Here is an 18791-nt window from a genome sequence, read left to right on the forward strand (position 1 = left end):
GAGCGGCAGGAGGGGAGGAGACATGGCAGTGACGGAGACAACCGCAAATAAAACGAGTAACGGCTCGATCCTGGTGTTGTGCCTCGTATTCGTGTGCGGCATGGTCGGTATGGCCTACGCATCCGTTCCGCTGTACCGGCTGTTTTGCCAGGTCACCGGCTATAATGGTACCACGCAGCGCGTCGAGCAATATTCGGATGTCATTCTCGACAGGACGATGAAGGTGACGTTTGATTCCAACACCTCCAACGGTTTGAACTGGGATTTCCGTCCAGTTGACAAAATAGTGGAGCCGAGGATCGGCGAAACAGTGCAGGTGATGTTCAGGGCCACCAATCGTTCGCCTGTCGCCACCACGGGCAGCGCCGTCTTCAACGTCACGCCGATGGAGGCCGGTGCCTATTTCAACAAGGTCCAATGCTTCTGCTTCACCGAAACGACCTTGCAGCCGGGTGAGACGCTCGACATGCCGGTGGTATTCTTCATCGATCCGGAAATCGTGAAGGCCCGGGAAACCAAAGGCATCCATACGTTGACACTGTCCTATACATTCTATCCAGCCAAGACGGAAAAACCGGTTGCGTCCTTGCCTGTCAAGACGGCGCTTGGCGAGACGAAACTTTGAGAGAGGGAGGTACGACCTTTGCCGGTCGTGCCGCATTAAGTGATCTTTTTTTAAAAAAGGTCATAGCATCGAGTGAGACCAGGGAAGAGCCTGCGGGGATCGAACACATGGCAGACGCACATCAAAAGAAACACGACTATCACATCATAGACCCCAGTCCCTGGCCGCTTCTGGCCTCGGTCGGCGCGTTCTTTCTGGCATTTGGCGCCGTCTGTTACATTCGCTATCTGAATGGCGGGTCTTTCCACCTGTTCGGAATGGAGCTGGCCAATCCATGGCTGTTTTATATCGGTGTGGCCATGGTTCTCTACGTTATGTACGCGTGGTGGGCCGATACGGTGAAGGAGGGGCACGAGGGGCATCACACGCCTGTCGTCTCACTCCATCTGCGTTACGGCATGATCATGTTCATCGCTTCGGAAGTCATGTTCTTCGTGGCATGGTTCTGGGCCTATTTCGATGCCAGCCTCTATCCGCACGAGGCCATTCAAGCGTCGCGTCTGGCCTTCACCGGCGGGCAGTGGCCGCCCAAGGGTATCGAGGTCCTCGATCCCTGGCATCTGCCGCTCTACAACACGGTCATTCTTCTGCTATCGGGCACCTGCGTGACCTGGGCGCACCATGCGCTGCTGCACAATGACCGCAAGGGTCTCGTCAACGGATTGGCGCTGACCGTTGCACTCGGCGCGTTTTTCTCCTTCGTGCAGGTCTACGAATACATGCACGCGCCATTCGACTTTAAAAACTCGATCTACGGCGCGACATTCTTCATGGCGACGGGCTTCCACGGCTTCCACGTCTTCGTGGGCACGGTGTTCCTGCTCATCTGCCTGCTGCGCGCCATGAAGGGTGATTTCTCACCCGAGCGTCACTTCGCCTTCGAGGCTGCCGCCTGGTACTGGCACTTCGTGGACGTTGTCTGGCTGTTTCTCTTCTTCGCCATCTACGTCTGGGGTGGCTGGGGTGCGCCTCTGGCAGGTTGAAGCCAATTCATCGATGAAACAGAGGGCGGCGCGGGCCGCCCTTTGTTTTTCTGCGGATTGAACGATTCTAAGGAGGAGCGATACGGTGACGCAGGATGACGAGGCGTTCTATCCACCGGTGGACCCGGTCAAAACGGGTTTGCGTGGCTGCTGCCCACGGTGCGGGCATGGCAGATTGTTCAAAGGCTTCTTGAAGCTGAACCCGAAGTGCAGCGCCTGCGGCCTCGATTACGCCTTTGCCGATGCGGGAGAGGGGCCAGCCGTTTTCGTGATGCTCATCGTTGGTTTTGTCATCATCGGTATGGCGCTCTGGTTCGATGCACGCTTTGCGCCCCCCGTCTGGCTGCATGCGTTGATCTGGATACCCCTTGCGATTACCCTGTCTCTTGTCCTGCTTCGGAAGATGAAAGGCATCATGATCGCTTTGCAATATCGCCACAATGCCAGCGAGGGCCGGATTGATCGTGACTGATAAGAAGACAATCAAGCCCAGTCATCGCCGTATCTGGTTCGCTGCCCCCCTCGTGCTTCTGGCACTTGTGCTTCTTATCGCGCTGGGCACGTGGCAGGTCAAACGCATGTACTGGAAAGAAGCACTTCTCGCCGACATCCAGCAGCGCACACAGGCTCCCGCCGCGCCGCTTGCGCAGATCGAGGCGATGGCGGCATCCGGCGGCGATATCGAATATCGGACCGTGACAGTGTCCGGCACCTTTGATCACGCCAAGGAACAGCATTTCTTCGCGACCTTCCAGGGGCAGACCGGCTATTACATCTACACGCCGCTTCATCTGCCGGATGGGCGGTCTATCTTCGTCAATCGCGGTTTCGCGCTTTATGACATGAAAGAGCCGGCCAAACGGGCCGCAGGCCAGGTGCCCGGCGTTGTAACCGTCCAGGGTCTTTCGCGCGCACGTCTGGGTTCGAAGCCGTCAAGCCTGCTCCCCGAAAACGATATGGCAAAGAACATCTATTACTGGAAAGACCTGTCAGCCATGGTCGGGAGTGCCGGTCTGCCGCTCGGTCAGGTCGTCCCGTTTTTCGTGGATGCGGATGCCACGCCCAATCCCGGTGGCTGGCCCAAGGGTGGCGTGACACTGATTGATCTGCCAAATAATCACCTCCAATACGCGATTACATGGTACGGTTTGGCGCTCGCCCTTGTCATCGTGGTCGGTTTTGCCTATGTCCGGGGTAGACGAAATTCGCGTGGATGAAAGACCGGGAGGCTGAAGGAGAAGGAATGAACGTGACCGTTTCCAAGCCGCCTCTGACGATCAGGCTTTGCGGCCCGCGCGGCTTTTGCGCCGGTGTAGACCGCGCAATCCAGATCGTGGTCTTGGCGTTGAAGGCCTATGGAGCGCCTGTCTATGTTCGCCATGAGATCGTCCACAACCGCTACGTCGTGGAAGGGCTGGAAGCCAAAGGTGCGATCTTCGTCGAAGAGTTGAACGAAATCCCGCCCGAGCATCGCCAGCAGCCCGTTGTCTTTTCTGCTCATGGCGTGCCGAAATCCGTGCCGGAAGACGCGCAAGCCAGGAACCTGTTTTATCTGGATGCGACCTGCCCACTGGTGTCCAAAGTACACAAGCAGGCCATGCGCCACCAGCGCCTCGGTCGGCATGTTGTTCTTATCGGCCATGCAGGCCATCCGGAAGTGATCGGCACGATGGGACAGCTGCCTGAGGGCGCGGTCTCGCTGGTTGACACCGTGGAGGACGCGGCCCGTTACCAGCCGGTCGATACGGAAAATCTGGGTTTCGTCACGCAAACGACCCTTTCCGTAGACGATACGGCTGGCGTTATCGCCAAGCTTCAGGAACGGTTTCCGGCCATGCAGGCGCCTGCTGCAGACAGTATTTGTTACGCCACGACCAATCGTCAGGATGCTGTGAAGCAGGCAGCGCCGGGTTGCGATCTGTTCATCGTCGTCGGTGCGCCGAACTCCTCCAACTCCAAGCGGCTGGTGGAAGTGGCTTTGCGCGCTGGCGCCAAGCGCTCCGTGCTGGTGCAGCGCGCTGCTGAAATCGATTGGGACGACATAGGTGATGTACAGACAGTCGGGCTGTCTGCGGGTGCGTCGGCGCCAGAAGTCATCGTTGACGAGATCATTCAGGCCTTCAAGGCGCGTTATGAAACCACGCTCGATCTGGCTGTCACGGTTGAGGAAACAGAACATTTTCTGGTCAACCGCGAACTGCGCGATATCGAATTGACCACACAGGATATGGCTTTCGTCAATGGAACGGCAAGCGACGCTTTGCCATCCAGACCCAAGCCTGCGGTTTGATCCTGTAACACCCTATTTCCCGCAGAAGAGATCATCAATTGGCAGTCTACACCGACATCAGCGAAGACGATCTGAAGCAATTTCTGACGCAATATGATGTCGGCGAGTTAACCTCCTACAAGGGCATCGCCGAAGGTGTCGAAAACACCAACTTCCTGCTCCATACCACCACGGATCCGCTGATCCTCACGCTCTATGAAAAGCGTGTGGAGAAATCCGATCTGCCGTTTTTTCTGGGCCTGAAGCAGCATCTTTTCGCAAAGGGTCTGTCCTGCCCCCTGCCGCTGCCACGTCACGATGGTGAACTGCTGGGCGAGTTATCGGGCCGTCCAGCGGCTCTCATCTCGTTTCTGGAGGGCATGTGGCTGCGCAAGCCGGAGGCGCGTCACTGCCGCGAAGTTGGCAAGGCTCTCGCCGCTATGCATCTGGCCGGAGAGGGATTTGAACTGAAGCGGCCCAACGCACTGTCCGTGGACGGCTGGAAGCTTCTCTGGGAGAAATCGCAAGCCCGCGCCGACGAGATCGAAAAGGGTCTGCAGCAGGAAATCGGCACTGATCTTGCGTTCCTTGCGGCACACTGGCCGAAGGATCTGCCCACAGGCGTCATCCACGCCGACCTGTTTCAGGACAATGTGTTTTTCCTCGGCGATGAGCTCTCCGGTCTGATCGACTTCTACTTCGCCTGCAATGATTTCCTGACCTATGACGTATCGATCTGCCTCAACGCGTGGTGCTTTGAGAAGGACGGTTCGTACAATGTCACCAAAGGCAAGGCGCTGCTGGAAGGCTACCAGTCCGTGCGGCCCATGAGCCAGGCTGAGCTTGATGCGCTCCCGCTTCTGGCGCGTGGATCAGCGCTGCGGTTCTTCCTGACCCGCCTTTATGACTGGCTGACCACGCCGGAAGGGGCACTTGTGGTCAAGAAAGACCCACTGGAATATCTGCGCAAACTGCGCTTCCACCGTGCCGTTGGCAATGTTGCCGAGTACGGATTGACCGAACCATGAAGCATGTCGATATCTTCACCGATGGTGCTTGCTCCGGCAATCCGGGGCCAGGTGGGTGGGGCGCTGTGCTCCGCTACGGTGAGACTGAAAAGGAACTCTGCGGCGGCGAGGCTGAAACCACCAACAACCGCATGGAACTGATGGCTGCCATTTCGTCGCTGAATGCCCTGAAGGCGCCTTGCGAGGTCGATCTTTACACAGACAGCGCTTATGTGAAGGACGGCATTACCAAGTGGATTTTCGGCTGGAAGAAAAAAGGCTGGAAGACTGCTGATAACAAGCCCGTGAAAAATGTCGAGCTATGGCAGGCGTTGGAGCTGGCGAGAGAGCGCCACAAGGTCACCCTGCACTGGGTCAAAGGCCATGCAGGACATCCGGAGAATGAGCGCGCCGATGAACTCGCCCGCAAGGGTATGGAGCCGTTCAAGCGGCGGTAGACCACCTTGGGTATTCACCCTGGTCTTTGCTCGGTTAAACACTCACACGCATTTGGGGTTGCGCATCACGCGTCGGAACCTATCCTGCTGGCAAATACAAAATAGGCGAGGAACACTTCATGATCATGCATTGCGTATTCATACGCTTCAAGTCGGCAACGACGACGGGCGAAAAACAGGGTATCTTTGACGCTATCACGGCACTGAAAGACGTCGTTCCGGGCATTACAGACGTTAAATGCGGCCAGAATGTTTCATCCGAAGGCCTGAATGGTGGCTTCATGGATGGATTCGCCGTGACGCTGGACAGCATCGAAGCGCGCGACGAATATCTGGCGCATCCCAAACATATGGATGTTGGCGAACGGTTGATGGGCCTTGTGGATGGCGGCGCCGCCGGTCTTCTGGTGTTCGATATGGCGACCTGAGCAGAGGCCGGCTGTGAGATACGAAGAGGTGCAGAACGGTTCTGCACCTCTTCTTGATTCAGGCCTCAGCTTGATTTGTTGATGGCCGAGGCCAGTTGTTCGACATTGTAGCGGAACATCTTCTCATAGGTCGGGGCGGGGCCATTGGCTTTCGAGAGCGCCTCCACATAAAGTTCGCCGCCCGGCTTGGCACCGGTTGCCTTGGCCACCTGCTTGACCAGACGCGGGTCGTTGGAGTTCTCAAAGAAATAAGTCTTCACATTCTCCGCCTTGATCTGCTCGATCAGCTTGGCGACGTCTCCGGCAGACGCTTCCGTTTCGGTGGAGACGCCCAGTGGCGACAGGAACGTCACCTTGTATTCGCGCCCGAAATAACCAAAGGCGTCGTGGCTGGTCAGGACCTTGCGACGATCTGCCGGGATGGGATCGAACTTGGCATGGGCAAAGGCGTCGAGCTCATCCAGCGTCTTGATATAGGCGTCGGCGTTTGCCTTGAAGTCCCGGGCATCGGCAGGATCAGCGGCGGCCAACTTCGTTTCGATGTTCTTCACCCATGTCTTTACGTTGATCGGGCTGTTCCAGACGTGGGGATCGGTGATGGTTTTGCCGTCTTCTTCCATGCTGCGTGTTTCTATGCCGTCCGATACCGTTACTGGTATACTTTTGGTACCGGATGCGGAAATCAGGCGGTCCATCCATCCTTCAAGACCAAGGCCACTGACGAAAACGACGTCTGCCGCCTTCAGGCTTTTCGCGTCTGATGGCGATGGCTCGAATTCATGCGGATCGCCATCCGGCTTGACGAGGCTCGTCACCGTCACGTGTTTGCCGCCCACCTGTTTCACAACATCGGCAAGCACCGTGAAGGAGGCGACGGCCTTCAGTTCGGCAGCAGAGACGGGCGCGGCGAAGGCCAAGAGGGCGGGTAGGGCAGCGGCAGTCAGAAGATATGTGCGGCACAGCATGGTGGGAGGTCTCCTGGGGTTAGCCCTTCAAGTGCGGGCGGGTGAAATAGCGGCCTGCGACGCCAGCCGGTGCTGCCAGAATGGACAGACCGTAGAGGCAGGTTGCGGCCATGATGATGGTCGGCCCGGAGGCGAGCTCGAAATGGTAGGATACGACGAGGCCGAGATAGCCCGAGATGGCAGCACTCACCGCTGCAAGGATCAACATGGCGGGCAGGCTACGCGTCCATAATTGCGCGATGGCTGCCGGCAGCATCATCAGCCCCACGGCCATCAGTGTGCCCAGTGCCTGAAAGCTCGCCACCAGATTGATGACGACCAGCACGAGGAACACGACGTGGTATAGAGGCCCGCGCCCGCCCACAGCTCTGAGGAAGCCGGGGTCGAAACATTCGGTGACCAAAGGGCGGTAGATGACGGCGAGAACGATTAGCGTCAGCGATGTGATGGCGCCAATCTGATAGAGAGCAGGCGCATCTATCGCAAGGATCGTGCCGAACAGAACATGCAGAAGATCGACATTCGACCCGTGCAGGGAAACGATCAAAACGCCCAGAGCCAGGGATGCCAGATAAAAACTCGCAAAGCTCGCATCTTCCTGTAGCGGCGTGATGCGGCTGACTAGGCCGGAAAGCAGGGCAACGGATAGGCCAGCAACCAGTCCACCGAGGCCCATGGCTGTCAGGGAGAGTGATCCTGCGATGAGATATCCAATGGCTGCTCCCGGCAAAATAGCGTGGCTGAGCGCGTCGCCCATCAGGCTCATCCGCCTCAACATCAAGAAAACACCCATGGGACTGGCACCGGCGGCAAGGCAAAAGCAGGCGATGAGCGCCCGTCGCATGAAGCCGTAGTCCTGAAACGGGGCGAGGAAGATATCGTAAGCCGTCATGCTGCGGGCTCGCAGACAACGCTGTTATCGTCCCAACGTTCGGACATGGTTCGGGCGCGCATGAGGTTGATCGGTGACATGACCTGCTGGGTCGGTCCCCACGCGATCAGTTCGCGCGCGATCAGCAGCGTTTCCGGAAAATGCGAACGGACCTGCTCAAAATCATGCAGCACAGCAACAACGGTGCGGCCTTCGCCATGCCAGCGGCTAACGATATCAAGAAGGTCACGGGTCGTGCGCGCATCGATGGCTGTGAAGGGTTCGTCCAGAAGAATGACGCTTGCATCTTGCAGCAACAGCCTGGCGAAGAGAACACGCTGGAACTGACCGGCAGACAATGCACTGATCGACCGGTTCTCGAAACCCGCCAGTCCCACTGTGGCCAATGCGTCCTGTGCCCGCACTTCATCGGCCTTGCCCATGGTGCCGAAAGCGCCAGCGGTTTTCCAGGAACCCAGAAGCACCGTTTCCGACACTGAAATCGGAAAGCGCCGATTGATATCCGCTGCCTGCGGCAAATAGCCGAATTCCGCGCGTTTCAAAGTGTGCATGATGCTGCCCTCAGATGCTTTGAGATCGCCGATGATGGCCTTTAGCAGCGTGGATTTCCCAGCCCCATTTGGCCCCGCGATCGCTGTCAGGCTGCCTGCGTTGAAACTGCCGGAGACGTGATGCACTGCCGGATGACGGTTATAGGCCACCGTCAGGTTGTCGATCGTCAGCACTGCAGCGCCGGTCATGACAGCAGGACCGCCCATTGGATGGCCAACCATAGGGGAACGAGGATGACGAATGCGACGAGAAGCCTTGCCGCTGCGGATTGTTGCAACAGGCGGCGGGGAGAAAAGGAATGCAGCATGGGGTGCTCACAATAATGTTATACAATTACTGTAATGATATAACAATTGCGGCGGAAGAAAGGCCTGTTTTGAGTGGCATGGATGGGACTGTATGGGGGATTTTGGCCGATGCGGCCATGCCTGCTGGCCAGGATCAACCGCTTGGGACGTCCAAGGGCAGTCAGAAAATCCTCGGGCCAAGCCCGAGGATAGCAGTGAAAATCGAACTAAAGCTGTTCGATCATCGTCGCAGCGGATGAAACAGTCGCCTGACCCGGATTTTCTTCCACGTTGAGAGACTTTACAACACCGTCCTCGACCAACATGGAGTAGCGCTTGGAGCGCACACCGAGGCTGCCCGCAGACAGGTCGGCGTCAAGGCCGAGTGCCTTAGTGAAGGCGGCATCCCAATCTGCCAGAAAGTGAATTTTCCCCTGTCCACCCGACGACTCGGCCCATGCGCCCATGACGTGCCAGTCGTTGACGGCGACAACGGCAATATCGTCCACGCCCCGGGCCAGAATGGCATCACGGTTTTCGAGATAGCCTGGCAGGTGGTTGAGAGAGCAAGTGGGGGTAAACGCGCCGGGAACGGCAAAGACAACCACCTTCTTGCCGCCGAAAAGGGCGTCAGTGGTGGTATCGACAGGGCCGTCGGCCGTCTTTTCCTTAAATGTCGCGGAGGGGAGTTTGTCGCCGATTTTGATGGTCATAATATCGCTCCTGTGGCAATGATCCGGCGCGACTATAGAGGATGATTTTATAAAGTCGCCACTGATTTTTGGCGTTTATCATCGCGGAAATTCGAGCGGTGCTTCCATGACCTGATCGCCGGATTTGACCAGAATCATCCAGCGCTGCCCCCGCGGGTTGTAGGATTTCGGCAGACCTTTGATGTTCATGTAAAAGGACAGCTTGCGCTTGTCACGGACCATGTTCTGCGGCTCGAAATAGGCGTAGCCCGACGGTCCGGCGACAAAAATGTCGGTTTCCTTGGGCGAATTTTCCGGCAAGCGCAGGTCCACGCCAAGCAATGTCTTGTCAGGCGTGATGTGAAAATTCTCGACTTTGAACTCATCCGATGGAGGTGCGGGCAAGGTTGCTTTTGCCGCAGCGATCGCATCCGTCTCTTGCTGTACCGCCGTCTTTTCCGCGCCCTTGTCGATTTCGAAACTTGCCTCGAACGGGATGCAAATGTTGAGGCATACGCCGATAAAGGCTGTCAATCGTGCCTTTTCGCTGTTTGAGCCGGGTTGGGATTGCAGCACGAACGGCAGGGACACCGAAGTATCGTAACCGATATCTTCGATTTCGTCGTTCCTGATCAGCTTCGGCACAGGAAAGGACAAGGAAGTCAAACTTGCTTCGCTTGTCTTGTCGAGCGTGATCTTCGGCGGAATGCCCGATTCACCCGGCTCACGCCAATAGGTAATCCAACCGGGCTTGAGATCGATCTGCAAAACCGCTTCGATGCGGCCATCGGCACTGACAGGCAAGCTGATCACGCGCATGCGTCCGCCCTCGCTCTGCGCCCACTCCGTCGTCTCGGCGTGGGCCAGTCTTGGAGTGAAAGGCGCTGCCACGAGGAGAGCAAATGCGAGCAGCGATGCGCGCGTGATAAAAAAGTCTTTGGCGTTCATATTTTCGGTCTAGCCTAACCCGCGCCGGGGGCCAAGTTACGATTTTCACCCGTTCATCATTTTCGGTTGATTGATTGTCCTTGATGCCGCATCCTGACGCCATGACCAACCATTATGCCGTACGGGTGTCGCGCCAGAGTACGGCAGACCGGAGGCCCTGGTGACGTTTTCGACCCTTTTGAACAAGAGAGAAAGAGGCTTTCTGGATGGCCACTTTCTCATCGCAATGCCGGGGCTGGAGGGTGGGGCTTTCGAGCGTTCCGTTGTCTATATCTGCGCGCACTCCGATGCGGGTGCCATGGGCTTCATCATCAATCGGAGCCAGCAGATCACCTTCACCGACCTGCTTCTGCATTTGAAGATGATGAACCAGACCGACGCCATCATGCTGCCCACCCAGACCCGCGATTTTCCCGTTCAATGCGGCGGTCCTGTGGAAGCAGGTCGCGGCTTTGTCCTGCACTCGGATGACTACAGCAGCGAGTCCAGCATTCCCGTCAGTGATGATATCTCCTTGACATCGACCCTGGATATCGTGCGCGCCATTTCCAGCGGGCAGGGGCCGGACCGGGCCACCATGTTGTTGGGGTATGCGGGTTGGGGTGCTGGTCAGTTGGAAAACGAAATGGCCAGCAATGGGTGGTTGAACTGCCCTGCGTCCGAAGAGCTGATCTTTGATCGAACGCTGGACAACAAATACGAACGCGCACTGGGGCTTCTTGGCGTCGATCCTAGAATGCTCTCGGCGCAAGCGGGGCATGCTTGAGGAATTTAAAATTTAGCGGAACTAAAATTTAACTGATGACGTTTTTACACCGGTTGCCAGCACCAAGTCTGGTTTAAAAACTAGGGAGAAGCATCATGGGTAGCATGTCTGATAAAGTCGCTGGCAAGGCCAATGAAATCGCTGGCAAGGTAAAGCAGGGCATTGGCTCTGCAACAGACAACGACCGTCTGGAAGCTGAAGGCGCAGCGCAGGAAACAAAGGGCAAGATTCAGTCCACGACCGGTAAAGCCAAGGACGCCGTAAAGGGCGCAGTTGACCGGGCCTAACCATTTGACGGGTTGACGTTATCGTCGGCCATAAACCTCGAAGCGCATGTGTTGTTGCCGACACGTGCGCTTTTTCATCTCTATCAAACCGTTCGCAACACTGAACTGTCCTGTGACCTCAATTGGGAGGCCTCCGGCTCAGTATTTTTTAGGAGCAGGAAATGCAGCTATTCTCATGCGCGGCCTGTGGGCAGGTTGTCCATTTCGACAATCGTTCCTGCGTCAACTGCGGGCATCGTCTGGTTTTTGTACCTCAGACACTCACCATGGAGGCGATCGAGCCTGCCGGCGATCCAAACTGGTCTTTGGTGGCAAATCCCGCGCGCCAGATCCGGTTTTGCGCCAATGAGGTGAACGACATCTGCAATTGGTCCGTGCCTGCGGAAAGCAACAGCAATTTTTGTCCCGCTTGCAGCCATAACAGGCTGGTGCCGGACGTCTCGAAAGAAGAGGGCGTGGAGCAGTGGCGTCGGTTGAGCCAGGCGCAGCGCCACCTGTTTTATTCCATGCTGCGTCTCGGTCTGCCGCATCCCAACCGCGACGTCGATCCGCAAGGTGGTCTCGTCTTTGACTTTCTTGTGGATGAGGTTGCGGCTGACGGTTCGATCATTCCGGCCATGACCGGCCACGACGAGGGGCTGATCGCCATCCGCGCCGCAGAATCGGACGATGCGACGCGTGAGCAGATCAAAAGCAATATGAACGAGCCATACCGCACCATGCTCGGCCATTTCCGCCACGAGGTCGGCCACTTCATCTGGAACAAGCTGGTGCGCGATGCCGACAGGCTGGATGCGTGCCGTGCGGTGTTCGGAGATGACCGCGCCGACTACGGCGAAGCCCTGAAGCGGAACTATGATCAGGGCCCGCAGCTCGGCTGGCAGCAAAGCTTCATCAGTTCCTATGCTTCGGTTCATCCGTGGGAAGATTTTGCGGAATGCTTTGCGCATTACCTGCATATCGTCGATACGCTGGAAACAGCGCATGCCTTTGGTATCGCCATCGAGCCGGAAGGACATGAAGAGCTGGAGGCCGATGTCAGCTTCGATCCCTATCGTGCCCGCAGTGCCAAACAGCTGGTCAGCGCGTGGATACCATTGAGTGTCGCCCTCAATTCCATGCAGCGCAGCATGGGAGAGGCGGATCTGTACCCGTTCGTGCTGACGCCAGCAGTGGTCGATAAACTCGAATTCATGCACCAGCTTCTGCACGGACAAATCCCGGCACAGCAGCAGAACGAGATACACTCACAAGCCCAGCCGCCACAGCAGCCAGCCGACCAAAATCAGGCTCTTTTCACAACCTGATAGCGCTCTTTCAAAAGCCGAAGCGCCGCATCCGGCGTATCCGGCGTGCCAAACAGGAAGCTTTGCCCGTAATGACAGTTCATGCGGGCAAGCTCTGCGGCGTCCTCAGGTGTCTCTATACCCTCGGCAACCACCTGCATGTCCAGAGCACGCGCCATGGCGATGATGGAGCGCAGCAGCACATTTCGCTTGTCGCTGGTGTTGGCGACCAACGCCTTGTCCAGCTTGATCGTGTCGAACGGAAAACGCGTGAGATAGGCAAGCGACGAGTAACCCGTGCCGAAATCATCAAGAGCGAGGCTGAGGCCCGTTTCCTTCAGCTTCGCCAGCACCAGCCGCGCCTGTTCAGGGTTCTCCATGACGATGGATTCGGTCAACTCCAGCTTCAGCTGTTTAGGGTTGCAGCGGGTCCGCTGCAACATGCTGCGGACATCATTGTAGAGTTCGTTGTTCAAAAGCTGGGCGCTGGAAATATTCACCGATATGAAGATCGGCAGCTTGTCGATGGCATGCTGCCAGTCCATCAGATCATTCGCCGCGCGCTCCAGCGCAAACATACCCAAGGGTTCGATAAGCCCCGAAGCCTCGGCTATCGGGATGAATTCGCTTGGCGGTATGGCGCCGCGCTTGGGGTGCTCCCAGCGCATCAGCGCCTCAAAACCGGCCAGATCGCCATTGTCGAGCTTGATGATCGGCTGGTAGGCGAGCGACAGTTCCTTGCGCTCGATCGCACGGCGCAGATCGCTCTCCATTTGCAAGCGGTCGGTGCCGGACGTCCGGAAAGCGGGACGAAAGGGCTCGACCCGGTTGCCACCAGCGCGCTTGGCCCGGTACATGGCAAGCTCTGCGTCGCTCAAAAGACCGGCGGCATTCTCCTGCTGGTCGATCCATGACACCAGGCCGATGGATGCGGTCAAGACGATTTCGCGATTGGCGAAGTTGATCGGGACCATGATGGCCTTGTTCACCGCCTCGGCAAAATCAGCAACACGCTGCGGGTCGCGCTCCGACACCAGAATGAGACCGAACTCGTCGCCAGAAAGACGTGCGAGCGTATCCTGTGGTTTCAGCAGACGTCGCAGACGGCGGGTCAGCGCGATCAGAATATTGTCACCAGCGGCAATGCCCAGCGTGTCGTTGACCAGCTTGTAACGGTCAATATCGATGGCCATCACCGTCGGGCGAACGGTTTCGCCTTCCGGCGCGAGGTTGAGCACCGATTGCAGGCGGTCGAGAAAGACCTGACGGTTTGGAAGACCGGTCAGATTGTCGCTCAACGCATCCTGCAACAGCCGCTCGATGGAGTTCTTCTGTTCGGTAATATCGGTGATGGTCCCGACGCAACGGATGATTTCGCCGTTTGAGCCCAGCACGGGTCGCGCGCGAATTTGCAGCCAGTGGAAATGCCCGTCTTCGGCCCGGATGCGGAATTCGTGGTTGAGGCGTCCCTTGCGATGATCAAGCAGGACGTCGAGCGTCGCCTTGAAGCGGTCGCGGTCATCGGGATGCAGACGCGGAATCCAGTTTCGTGCAGCACCATGCATGGTGCCGGGGTTCAGTCCGAGCCTGACAGAAACATCGGGCGTTGTGACGATACGGTCACGCGTTACGTCCCAGTCCCAAACGGTGTCACCGCTTCCGGTCAACGCAAGCGATTGCCGCTCTAGATCCGAAAACAGGCCCTGCTGGTAAGCGCTGCCCGCAAAGGCATGCTGAATAACGGTAAAGCCGATCAAGAGCACGATCAGCACAAGTCCACCGCCAAGGGCAGGTTGTACAATGTCGTTGTCCAGTTGCCCAGTGACCGTCAGCCAGCTTCCAAACAGCCAGACCAGAATGAGGGCCCAGGATGGCACCAGCAAAATGGCACGGTCATAACGGTTGAATCCGAGATAGATGATCAGCACCAGCCCTGCGGTCGCCGTGAGCGCAAAGGAAAGCCGGGCAATGCCCGACGCTATGGAAGGATCATAAATGGCGACGCCAAACAGCGCACCGAGCCCGATGATCCACGCAAATGTCGCATAACCCAGATGCGCGTGCCATCGGTTCAGGTTCAGATAGGTAAACAGGAAGACCACGAAACTGGAAGCGAGCGCCACCTCGGCACCCGCGCGCCATATTCGCACGTCGCTGGACGTCACGGTAATCAGCTTTTCCAGAAAGCCAAAATCCACGCAGATATAGGCAAGAACCGCCCAGGACAGTGCTGCCGATGCGGGCAGAACGGAGGTGCCTCTGACAACGAAGAGAATGGTGAGGAGAACGGCGAGAAGACCGGCAATCCCAAGGACGATGCCGCGATACAGCGTGAAAGCGTTGATTGTGTCCTTGTAGGCTTCCGGTTCCCACAGATAGATTTGCGGCAATTGCGGCGTGGAAAGTTCCGCCACGAAGGTGATGACGGCGCCGGGGTTCAGTGTGATGCGAAACACATCGGCGTCAGGGCTCGGCTGCCGGTCCAGCGCAAAGCCTTCGCTTGGAGTGATCGCGATGATGCGTTGCGAACCGAGATCGGGCCAGAAAAGCTTGGAATTTACCAGACGGAAATGCGGCGCGACAATCACGCGTTCCAACTGCTCTTCGGACACGTTGGCAAGTGCAAAGACCGCCCAGTCGCCCTGATGTGTGGGCGAAGAGGCCCGCACCTCGATGCGCCGTCGAATGCCGTCCGGGCCGGGAGCGGTGGAGACCTGGAAGGCCTCTCCCTGATTGGCATGGATATCGGTCGTCGCGGTCAGGTCCAGTGCGGTGTCGTCGCGGGAGATTTTCACGGGCTCGAAGGCGTGGGCTTGTGCGGCAAAAAACACGCAGACAAGCATCAGGGGCAAAAAGCGCGCTGCGGCCACAAAACGTCCAACGAGGCGCGACGCAAGGCTTATATATCTCATCAATCTACTGCGTCCCGCCGGGATTTTGCTTGTCGGTGATGAGGGAGAACATGAGGTGGTCCCGCCACTCGCCGTTTATTTTCAGATATTCCCGCAAGAGACCTTCCTGCTGAAACCCGGCGTTTTCAAGCAGCCGTATGCTTTTGAAGTTCTCTGGAATACAGGCTGCCTCAATACGGTGCAACTGAAGTCCGTTGAAGATATAGGGTATTACCAGCTTTAATGCGGCAGACATATGGCCTTGGGCTGCATATGGCTGTCCCATCCAGTATCCGATCATGCAGCTTTGCGCCGCACCCCGGCGGATATGGCCAATGGTGATACCGCCGAGAAGCACTTGCTGGCTATTGAACAGAAGAAGAGACACCGCCATTCCCGAGGAAAACTCCTGGGAATTTCGCGTTACACGCACCCGGTAGGAACTTTCTGTCAACTCATCGCTGCGCCATGTCGGCTCCCATGGTTGCAGGAACTGTCGGCTTTCCGAACGCAACTGATACCATTGTCGGTAATCAGAATAGCGCGGCAATCTCAGCAGATAATCGGCATTGCGAAGTTCCGGTGTATCGCTGTTGCGGGAAAGGAAACGCAGCATGTAAGGTCAGACCTCATCCACTTGCCACGGATACTTGCCGCTAGGCGTTAGCCGTTTGCCATTTTGATGGACGGCGTTGCGGAAAGCTCTGCCGTGATATCCGAAAGCGGCAAGAGGTTTTCCAACGGGCCGATGGCGGATAACGTCGGAACTGTATCGAAAAACAGACGTCCTGCAAGATCGGTCAATCGTCCGGTCGTGATATCCCCCAGGCGCTGCATCATTTCGTCATTCGGAATAGGCCTGCCGTAGAGCATCATCTGCCTTGCGATCTGTCCGGCGCGCGCCGCAGGGCTTTCCTGACCCATCAAAAGCTGGGCTCGGATCTGCGCCCGGGCACGATCGATTTCTTCCTGATGAATGGTCTGCGATGATTTGCGAAGTTCGTCGATAATCACGGGAACCAGTTCCGGCAGGTCGCTACTGCCGGTAGCGGCGTGAATCCCGAAGATGCCGGTATCGGAAAAGCCCCAATGGAACGCATAGACCGAATAGCAAAGGCCGCGATATTCACGCACTTCCTGGAAAAGCCGCGAAGACATGCCGCCGCCGAGAATATTGGCGAGGATCTGCGAACAGTAGAAGTCGCGTGCGTGGTAGGCCTTGCCCTCGAAACCGAGAAGCACCTGAGCATCCATCAAATCGCGTGTCTCACGGATCTCGCCACCGGTGTAGATGGCTTGCTCCATGACCGGCGTTGCGGCTGGCATCTGTGGCAGGCCAGCGAAACGCTCCTCGACCTGCTTGACGAAACGATCATGATCCACCGCACCCGCAGCCACCACGAAGATACGGTCAGTCGTATAATTGCGGGCGAGATAATGGCGGATCTGACCAGTCGTGAAGGACTGCACGGTATTGGGCGTGCCCAGAATGGGTCGGCCAATGGTTTGATCGCGATAGGCGACGCCGGAAAAATTGTCGAACAGCACGTCGTCGGGCGTGTCTGTGGCGGCCCCGATTTCCTGCAGAATAACGTTTTTTTCCCGTTCCAGCTCCGCCTCATCGAAAGCGGATTCCGTCAGGATATCGGCAAGGATATCGACGGCGAGTGGAACATGGTCTTTCAGAACGCGGGCATAATAGGATGTCGTCTCTGTCGATGTCGCAGCATTGACCTCGCCACCGACATTTTCGATCTGCTCGGCGATCTGCCTGGCTGTACGCCGCGCGGTGCCCTTGAATGCCATGTGCTCAAGCAGATGCGCGATGCCATGCTCGTCATCGGTCTCGTTGCGGGAACCGGACTTGATCCACACTCCGAGCGCAACGCTTTCCAAATGCGGCATTTTTTCCGTAACAACGGTCAACCCGGACGAAAGCCGGGTTACATTTACACTCATATCACGTCTTTCCGCGTCACTCACTCTTGGCACGAGCGTGCTTGCCGATGAAAGTTTCCACGGCGTTCAGCTCAGCATCCAGAATGTCGAAACGCTCCTCCCGGTTCATCAGATCAGCAAGCCATACTGGAAGGGCAGGATCGATTTCGCAAGCAGATTTTACAGCGGCCGGAAATTTCGCTGGATGCGCAGTGGCCAATGTCACCATAGGAGTGCTTGATTTTTCGTGCTTTTTCGCAACGAAGACAGCGGATGCCGTGTGCGGGTCCAACAGGTAACCCGTCTCGGCCAGCGTGTCTCTGATCGTCGCCGCAACCTGCTTTTCCGTGGCCCGACCGGCGCGGAAATCACGCTTGATCATCTTCATCGCCTTATCGGAAATCTCGAAAGCGCCCGATTGCTTCAAGCCGTCCATGGAGCGTTTGACGGCGCTGGCATCGCGATCATAGGCTTCAAACAGAAGGCGTTCGAAGTTGGACGAAATCTGAATGTCCATTGAAGGAGATGTCGTTGCGTGCACGCCGCGCATCTCATAGCGGCCCGTCTTCAGCGTACGCGCCAGAATGTCGTTGTCATTGGTCGCAATCACCAGCTTGTCGATCGGCAGGCCCATCTGCTTGGCGACGTAGCCCGCGAAAATGTCGCCGAAATTGCCGGTCGGAACCGTAAACGATACCTTGCGGTCCGGTCCACCCAGCGAAAGCGACGCGGTAAAGTAATAGACCACCTGCGCCATGATGCGCGCCCAGTTGATGGAGTTCACGCCCGAAAGCTTGACGCTATCGCGGAACTTTACATCGTTGAACATGTCTTTGACGAGGTTCTGGCAATCATCGAAATTGCCGTGGACGGCAACGGCATGCACATTGGACGCCGTGGAACTGGTCATCTGGCGCTGCTGCACCGGCGATACCTTGCCATGCGGAAAGAGGATGAAGATGTCGGTCCGCTCACGGCCCGCAAAAGCGTCGATGGCGGCACCGCCGGTATCACCAGAGGTCGCGCCGACAATGGTCGCGCGTTCATTGCGCTGCGTCAGCGTATAATCCATCAACCGGGCGATGAGCTGCATCGCCACGTCCTTGAAGGCGAGGGTGGTGCCGTGAAAAAGTTCGAGAATAAAGGAGTTCGGCCCGGTCTGCACCAAAGGGACGACAGCAGGATGCCGAAACGTGGCGTAGGCGTCATCGATCATGGAACGGAACGTCTCTGCCGGAATCTCGCCGCCGGTGAAGCGGTAGAGAACCTCGAAGGCGACCTCCTGATAGGATTTTCCGCGAAGCGCCCGGATTTCCTTTTTCGACATCGTCGGCCATTTGCGGGGAACGTACAATCCGCCATCACGCGCCAGACCCGCCAATAGCGCGTCGGAAAAACCCAGCGATGGGGCGCTGCCCCTGGTCGATACATATTCCACGAGAGTGTCCCTTGTCGTCAGCAGCCTATCCGTCGGAAACTCGAAATTGGAGGGTTCCAAAAGCAATTTGCAAAATTCC

At 57.2% G+C, this 18791-nt stretch carries 21 protein-coding genes; 11 read left to right on the plus strand and 10 right to left on the minus strand.

The window, feature by feature from the left end:
• Positions 1–28: 28 nt before the first annotated feature.
• The 8 genes from GGQ73_RS04590 to GGQ73_RS04625 all read left to right on the plus strand — a co-directional run bounded on the left by GGQ73_RS04590 (position 29) and on the right by GGQ73_RS04625 (position 5770).
• Entirely contained in the window at positions 29–625 is a 597-nt protein-coding gene (locus tag GGQ73_RS04590) for a cytochrome c oxidase assembly protein (protein WP_412762949.1), read from the plus strand.
• A gap of 107 nt (positions 626–732) precedes the next feature.
• Positions 733–1608 carry a cytochrome c oxidase subunit 3 gene (locus tag GGQ73_RS04595; protein ID WP_174152268.1) on the plus strand — a complete coding sequence of 292 codons (876 nt, stop codon included), beginning with the start codon at positions 733–735 and terminating at the stop codon, positions 1606–1608.
• Positions 1609–1693: 85 nt separating this feature from the next.
• Positions 1694–2080 carry a DUF983 domain-containing protein gene (locus GGQ73_RS04600; protein WP_174152269.1) on the plus strand — a complete coding sequence of 129 codons (387 nt, stop codon included), beginning with the start codon at positions 1694–1696 and terminating at the stop codon, positions 2078–2080.
• Positions 2049–2825 carry an SURF1 family protein gene (locus GGQ73_RS04605; RefSeq protein WP_183894310.1) on the plus strand — a complete coding sequence of 259 codons (777 nt, stop codon included), beginning with the start codon at positions 2049–2051 and terminating at the stop codon, positions 2823–2825. Before GGQ73_RS04600 ends, GGQ73_RS04605 begins: the two co-directional genes overlap by 32 nt.
• A 26-nt stretch (positions 2826–2851) precedes the next feature.
• The gene (gene ispH, locus GGQ73_RS04610) at positions 2852–3898 is read left to right on the plus strand and encodes a 4-hydroxy-3-methylbut-2-enyl diphosphate reductase (protein WP_174152271.1); all 1047 of its coding nucleotides are present in this window, start codon (positions 2852–2854) and stop codon (positions 3896–3898) included.
• Between the two features lie 38 nt (positions 3899–3936).
• The gene (locus GGQ73_RS04615; protein WP_183894312.1) at positions 3937–4905 is read left to right on the plus strand and encodes a homoserine kinase; all 969 of its coding nucleotides are present in this window, start codon (positions 3937–3939) and stop codon (positions 4903–4905) included.
• A complete protein-coding gene (gene rnhA, locus GGQ73_RS04620) occupies positions 4902–5342 on the plus strand; it encodes a ribonuclease HI (protein ID WP_174152273.1) in 441 nt (146 codons plus the stop codon). The genes GGQ73_RS04615 and rnhA overlap by 4 nt, the downstream gene beginning before the upstream one ends.
• Before the next feature lie 119 nt (positions 5343–5461).
• Complete coding sequence (locus GGQ73_RS04625; protein WP_183894314.1) at positions 5462–5770, plus strand: Dabb family protein; 309 nt, start codon at positions 5462–5464, stop codon at positions 5768–5770.
• A gap of 65 nt (positions 5771–5835) precedes the next feature.
• On the opposite strand, the gene GGQ73_RS04630 is transcribed toward GGQ73_RS04625, so the two are convergent.
• The 6 genes from GGQ73_RS04630 to GGQ73_RS04650 all read right to left on the minus strand — a co-directional run bounded on the left by GGQ73_RS04630 (position 5836) and on the right by GGQ73_RS04650 (position 10106).
• A complete protein-coding gene (locus GGQ73_RS04630) occupies positions 5836–6735 on the minus strand; it encodes a metal ABC transporter solute-binding protein, Zn/Mn family (protein WP_183894316.1) in 900 nt (299 codons plus the stop codon).
• Positions 6736–6754: 19 nt separating this feature from the next.
• On the minus strand, positions 6755–7627 hold the full coding sequence (locus tag GGQ73_RS04635) for a metal ABC transporter permease (protein ID WP_183894318.1): 873 nt from the start codon (positions 7625–7627) through the stop codon (positions 6755–6757).
• Positions 7624–8367, minus strand: a complete 744-nt coding sequence (locus tag GGQ73_RS04640) for a metal ABC transporter ATP-binding protein (protein ID WP_234910883.1) — start codon at positions 8365–8367, stop codon at positions 7624–7626. The genes GGQ73_RS04635 and GGQ73_RS04640 overlap by 4 nt, the downstream gene beginning before the upstream one ends.
• Entirely contained in the window at positions 8364–8486 is a 123-nt protein-coding gene (locus GGQ73_RS23150) for a hypothetical protein (RefSeq protein WP_268842294.1), read from the minus strand. Before GGQ73_RS23150 ends, GGQ73_RS04640 begins: the two co-directional genes overlap by 4 nt.
• 207 nt (positions 8487–8693) lie before the next feature.
• Positions 8694–9179 (minus strand): peroxiredoxin, encoded by a 486-nt coding sequence (locus tag GGQ73_RS04645; RefSeq protein WP_174152277.1) that lies wholly within the window; start codon positions 9177–9179, stop codon positions 8694–8696.
• A 78-nt stretch (positions 9180–9257) separates the two neighbouring features.
• Positions 9258–10106 carry a protein-disulfide reductase DsbD domain-containing protein gene (locus GGQ73_RS04650; RefSeq protein ID WP_183894322.1) on the minus strand — a complete coding sequence of 283 codons (849 nt, stop codon included), beginning with the start codon at positions 10104–10106 and terminating at the stop codon, positions 9258–9260.
• A gap of 160 nt (positions 10107–10266) precedes the next feature.
• Here GGQ73_RS04650 and GGQ73_RS04655 point away from each other — a divergent pair, with 160 nt between their 5' ends.
• The 3 genes from GGQ73_RS04655 (at position 10267) to GGQ73_RS04665 (ending at position 12466) form a co-directional block, all read left to right on the plus strand.
• The gene (locus tag GGQ73_RS04655) at positions 10267–10872 is read left to right on the plus strand and encodes a YqgE/AlgH family protein (protein WP_174152279.1); all 606 of its coding nucleotides are present in this window, start codon (positions 10267–10269) and stop codon (positions 10870–10872) included.
• 95 nt (positions 10873–10967) lie between these two features.
• Positions 10968–11159: a CsbD family protein gene (locus tag GGQ73_RS04660; RefSeq protein ID WP_174152280.1), complete on the plus strand. Its 192-nt coding sequence runs from the start codon at positions 10968–10970 to the stop codon at positions 11157–11159.
• Positions 11160–11320: 161 nt separating this feature from the next.
• Positions 11321–12466, plus strand: coding sequence for a zinc-binding metallopeptidase family protein (locus tag GGQ73_RS04665; RefSeq protein WP_183894324.1), 1146 nt, complete (start codon positions 11321–11323; stop codon positions 12464–12466).
• Here the strand turns inward: GGQ73_RS04665 and GGQ73_RS04670 are convergent.
• The 4 genes from GGQ73_RS04670 to thrC all read right to left on the minus strand — a co-directional run bounded on the left by GGQ73_RS04670 (position 12445) and on the right by thrC (position 18712).
• Positions 12445–15288, minus strand: coding sequence for an EAL domain-containing protein (locus GGQ73_RS04670; RefSeq protein WP_412762953.1), 2844 nt, complete (start codon positions 15286–15288; stop codon positions 12445–12447). The genes GGQ73_RS04665 and GGQ73_RS04670 overlap by 22 nt on opposite strands.
• Positions 15289–15361: 73 nt before the next feature.
• Positions 15362–15952, minus strand: coding sequence for a GNAT family N-acetyltransferase (locus GGQ73_RS04675; RefSeq protein ID WP_174152282.1), 591 nt, complete (start codon positions 15950–15952; stop codon positions 15362–15364).
• A 47-nt stretch (positions 15953–15999) separates the two neighbouring features.
• Entirely contained in the window at positions 16000–17295 is a 1296-nt protein-coding gene (locus tag GGQ73_RS04680) for a M16 family metallopeptidase (protein ID WP_183894326.1), read from the minus strand.
• Positions 17296–17311: 16 nt separating this feature from the next.
• Positions 17312–18712, minus strand: coding sequence for a threonine synthase (gene thrC, locus GGQ73_RS04685; protein WP_183894328.1), 1401 nt, complete (start codon positions 18710–18712; stop codon positions 17312–17314).
• Between the last annotated feature and the right edge of the window lie 79 nt (positions 18713–18791).

It is taken from the genome of Rhizobium skierniewicense (genome assembly GCF_014196515.1).
Classification (GTDB): Bacteria; Pseudomonadota; Alphaproteobacteria; order Rhizobiales; family Rhizobiaceae; genus Agrobacterium; species Agrobacterium skierniewicense.

Coding starts and splice junctions, on each gene's coding strand:
- GGQ73_RS04595 (WP_174152268.1), top strand. CDS start 733: ATGGCAGACGCACATCAAAAGAAACACGACTATCACATCATAGACCCC.
- GGQ73_RS04605 (WP_183894310.1), top strand. CDS start 2,049: ATGCCAGCGAGGGCCGGATTGATCGTGACTGATAAGAAGACAATCAAG.
- ispH (WP_174152271.1), top strand. CDS start 2,852: ATGAACGTGACCGTTTCCAAGCCGCCTCTGACGATCAGGCTTTGCGGC.
- rnhA (WP_174152273.1), top strand. CDS start 4,902: ATGAAGCATGTCGATATCTTCACCGATGGTGCTTGCTCCGGCAATCCG.
- GGQ73_RS04625 (WP_183894314.1), top strand. CDS start 5,462: ATGATCATGCATTGCGTATTCATACGCTTCAAGTCGGCAACGACGACG.
- GGQ73_RS04630 (WP_183894316.1), bottom strand. CDS start 6,735: ATGCTGTGCCGCACATATCTTCTGACTGCCGCTGCCCTACCCGCCCTC.
- GGQ73_RS04635 (WP_183894318.1), bottom strand. CDS start 7,627: ATGACGGCTTACGATATCTTCCTCGCCCCGTTTCAGGACTACGGCTTC.
- GGQ73_RS04640 (WP_234910883.1), bottom strand. CDS start 8,367: ATGACCGGCGCTGCAGTGCTGACGATCGACAACCTGACGGTGGCCTAT.
- GGQ73_RS23150 (WP_268842294.1), bottom strand. CDS start 8,486: ATGCTGCATTCCTTTTCTCCCCGCCGCCTGTTGCAACAATCCGCAGCG.
- GGQ73_RS04645 (WP_174152277.1), bottom strand. CDS start 9,179: ATGACCATCAAAATCGGCGACAAACTCCCCTCCGCGACATTTAAGGAA.
- GGQ73_RS04650 (WP_183894322.1), bottom strand. CDS start 10,106: ATGAACGCCAAAGACTTTTTTATCACGCGCGCATCGCTGCTCGCATTT.
- GGQ73_RS04660 (WP_174152280.1), top strand. CDS start 10,968: ATGGGTAGCATGTCTGATAAAGTCGCTGGCAAGGCCAATGAAATCGCT.
- GGQ73_RS04665 (WP_183894324.1), top strand. CDS start 11,321: ATGCAGCTATTCTCATGCGCGGCCTGTGGGCAGGTTGTCCATTTCGAC.
- GGQ73_RS04670 (WP_412762953.1), bottom strand. CDS start 15,288: ATGCTTGTCTGCGTGTTTTTTGCCGCACAAGCCCACGCCTTCGAGCCC.
- GGQ73_RS04675 (WP_174152282.1), bottom strand. CDS start 15,952: ATGCTGCGTTTCCTTTCCCGCAACAGCGATACACCGGAACTTCGCAAT.
- GGQ73_RS04680 (WP_183894326.1), bottom strand. CDS start 17,295: ATGAGTGTAAATGTAACCCGGCTTTCGTCCGGGTTGACCGTTGTTACG.